The organism is Aureitalea sp. L0-47, from assembly GCF_026126405.1.
In the GTDB taxonomy this organism is placed as follows: domain Bacteria; phylum Bacteroidota; class Bacteroidia; order Flavobacteriales; family Flavobacteriaceae; genus Pukyongia.
Window position 1 is genome coordinate 2,501 of sequence record NZ_JAFMTQ010000028.1, and the last position, 3,074, is coordinate 5,574.

The 3,074-nt window shown below is 46.6% G+C and carries 2 tRNA genes and 2 rRNA genes (1 of these 4 cut by a window edge); all 4 read right to left on the reverse strand.

Annotation, left to right across the window (positions count from 1 at the left end):
- Positions 1-459, reverse strand: a 23S ribosomal RNA gene (locus tag J1N09_RS15245) (it extends 2,380 nt beyond the left edge of the window).
- A gap of 366 nt (positions 460-825) precedes the next feature.
- Positions 826-899, reverse strand: a tRNA-Ala gene (locus tag J1N09_RS15250).
- 212 nt (positions 900-1,111) lie between these two features.
- Positions 1,112-1,185 (reverse strand) — tRNA-Ile (locus J1N09_RS15255).
- A gap of 202 nt (positions 1,186-1,387) precedes the next feature.
- A 16S ribosomal RNA gene (locus J1N09_RS15260) occupies positions 1,388-2,909 on the reverse strand.
- Together the 16S and 23S rRNA genes with 2 tRNA genes alongside form the textbook arrangement of a ribosomal RNA operon.
- Positions 2,910-3,074: the final 165 nt, after the last annotated feature.

Sequence of the window (3,074 nt, forward strand, 5' to 3'; positions counted from 1 at the left end):
GTATTTAGCCTTATCGGATGGTCCCGACAAATTCATACAGGGTTTCACGTGCCCCGCACTACTCAGGATACTGCTATCAATAACTTTACTTACCTATACCGGGCTATCACCGTCTATGGCTCCTCTTTCCAAAGGATTCTAATTCATAAAGCATCAAATGTCGCAGTCCTACAACCCCAAAATTGCCGTAACAACTTTGGTTTGGGCTACTTCGCGTTCGCTCGCCGCTACTAACGAAATCACTATTGTTTTCTCTTCCTCCAGGTACTTAGATGTTTCAGTTCCCCGGGTTCGCCCCCGACTAATCGGGTACTATGTCTTCAACATAGTGGGTTTCCCCATTCGGAAATCTGCGGATCAAAATGTATGTGCCATTCCCCGCAGCTTATCGCAGCTTATCACGTCCTTCATCGCCTCTGAGAGCCTAGGCATTCCCCATACGCCCTTACTTTGCTTATTGTACTTTTTTGCTCTTTTAATGAGTTTACTATAACTAAAAACTAATCCAATTGCACTGTAAACAGCGCAAGTGAAAAAATTCTTAATTGAAAAAATTGCTTTTCTCGTATTTCTTATTTCCCAATATGTCAAAGAACGTTTCTGATCTCCTTCACCATTCTTATGTCTGCTTTTAGGCACAAACCAAATGAAATCAACAATCAAATACCGTATCAAGCGGATCGTTGTCGGAGTGCTACCTGCGGTAGCCGTCCTCAAACTCCCTTCTTGAAAGACTTTAAAAAATATCTTCGCGTGTCAAGAATCAGAAAGCAAGCTTTCTATTCTCTCCGTGCTTCAGATACTCCCTCTTTAAAGTCTTATCTGTGGAGAATATCGGAGTCGAACCGATGACCTCCTGCGTGCAAGGCAGGCGCTCTAGCCAGCTGAGCTAATTCCCCATGTACTAGTAGTTAGTAATGAGTAGTTAGTAGTTAGTACATAACTACATACCCAACTTCCAGAATTTCCAATATGTCATTACTCAATGAACGTAGGCAAGCCCTGAACTTAACACTCAAAACTTACAACCAGCAGCTTCGCTGCTTCGTAGTCTCCCGCCTCCACTTTCGTTTCGGACGGGCAAGCAGGCAAATGCCACTCGACCACTTCGTAGTCTCAGGCAGACTCGAACTGCCGACCTCTACATTATCAGTGTAGCGCTCTAACCAGCTGAGCTATGAGACTGTCTTTAAAATAGTCTACAGCATTTAAGCATCCAGCCAGTAACCGATCACTCGATCACGTAATGCCTAAATACCTAAGACCTTTATTATATAAAATTGACAGCTAAACCAAGCAAAACTCCATCCTTCTTTTTCAGACGGGTTCTTCAAATTTGCCTTCTAGTTGTATAGGATCTCTGTTATATAAAACAGAAAATCTCTAGAAAGGAGGTGTTCCAGCCGCACCTTCCGGTACGGCTACCTTGTTACGACTTAGCCCCAGTTACCAGTTTTACCCTAGGCAGCTCCTTGCGGTCACCGACTTCAGGTACTCCCAGCTTCCATGGCTTGACGGGCGGTGTGTACAAGGCCCGGGAACGTATTCACCGCATCATGGCTGATATGCGATTACTAGCGATTCCAGCTTCACGGAGTCGAGTTGCAGACTCCGATCCGAACTGAGACCGGTTTTATAGATTCGCTCCTTCTCGCGAAGTGGCTGCTCTCTGTACCGGCCATTGTAGCACGTGTGTAGCCCAGGACGTAAGGGCCGTGATGATTTGACGTCATCCCCACCTTCCTCACGGTTTGCACCGGCAGTCTTGTTAGAGTTCCCGACTTGACTCGCTGGCAACTAACAACAGGGGTTGCGCTCGTTATAGGACTTAACCTGACACCTCACGGCACGAGCTGACGACAACCATGCAGCACCTTGTAAATTGTCCGAAGAAAAAGGTGTTTCCACCCCTGTCAACTTACATTTAAGCCCTGGTAAGGTTCCTCGCGTATCATCGAATTAAACCACATGCTCCACCGCTTGTGCGGGCCCCCGTCAATTCCTTTGAGTTTCATTCTTGCGAACGTACTCCCCAGGTGGGATACTTATCACTTTCGCTTGGCCACTGAATCCGAAAATCCAACAGCTAGTATCCATCGTTTACGGCGTGGACTACCAGGGTATCTAATCCTGTTCGCTCCCCACGCTTTCGTCCCTCAGCGTCAATATAGTGTTAGTGATCTGCCTTCGCAATCGGTATTCTGAGTAATCTCTATGCATTTCACCGCTACACTACTCATTCTAACCACTTCACACTAATTCAAGACAATCAGTATCAGAGGCAATTTTACGGTTGAGCCGCAAACTTTCACCCCTGACTTAACTGTCCGCCTACGGACCCTTTAAACCCAATGATTCCGGATAACGCTTGCATCCTCCGTATTACCGCGGCTGCTGGCACGGAGTTAGCCGATGCTTATTCTTACGGTACCGTCAAGCCCCCACACGTGGGGGTGTTTCTTCCCGTATAAAAGCAGTTTACAACCCATAGGGCAGTCTTCCTGCACGCGGCATGGCTGGATCAGGCTCTCGCCCATTGTCCAATATTCCTCACTGCTGCCTCCCGTAGGAGTCTGGTCCGTGTCTCAGTACCAGTGTGGGGGATCCCCCTCTCAGGGCCCCTACCTATCGTCGTCTTGGTGAGCCGTTACCTCACCAACAAACTAATAGGACGCATACTCATCTTACACCGTAATCTTTACTATAAAAGCGATGCCACTCCTATAGACCATGGGGTATTAATCTTCATTTCTAAAGGCTATCCCCCAGTGTAAGGCAGATTGTATACGCGTTACGCACCCGTGCGCCACTCGTCATCAGATTGCAAGCAATCTATGTTACCGTTCGACTTGCATGTGTTAGGCCTGCCGCTAGCGTTCATCCTGAGCCAGGATCAAACTCTTCATCGTAGATTCATATATATACTTCTATACAACCCAACAAATAAAAAGCCCAAACCCAAAAAAAATCTCAAGAGTTCTACTTAGTTTAGTCATTTCGATATAGAATCAAGACGTTTCCGTCCCAATCCCATATACGCTGTCAATTTCAATATCTCAATGAACGTACCCCTT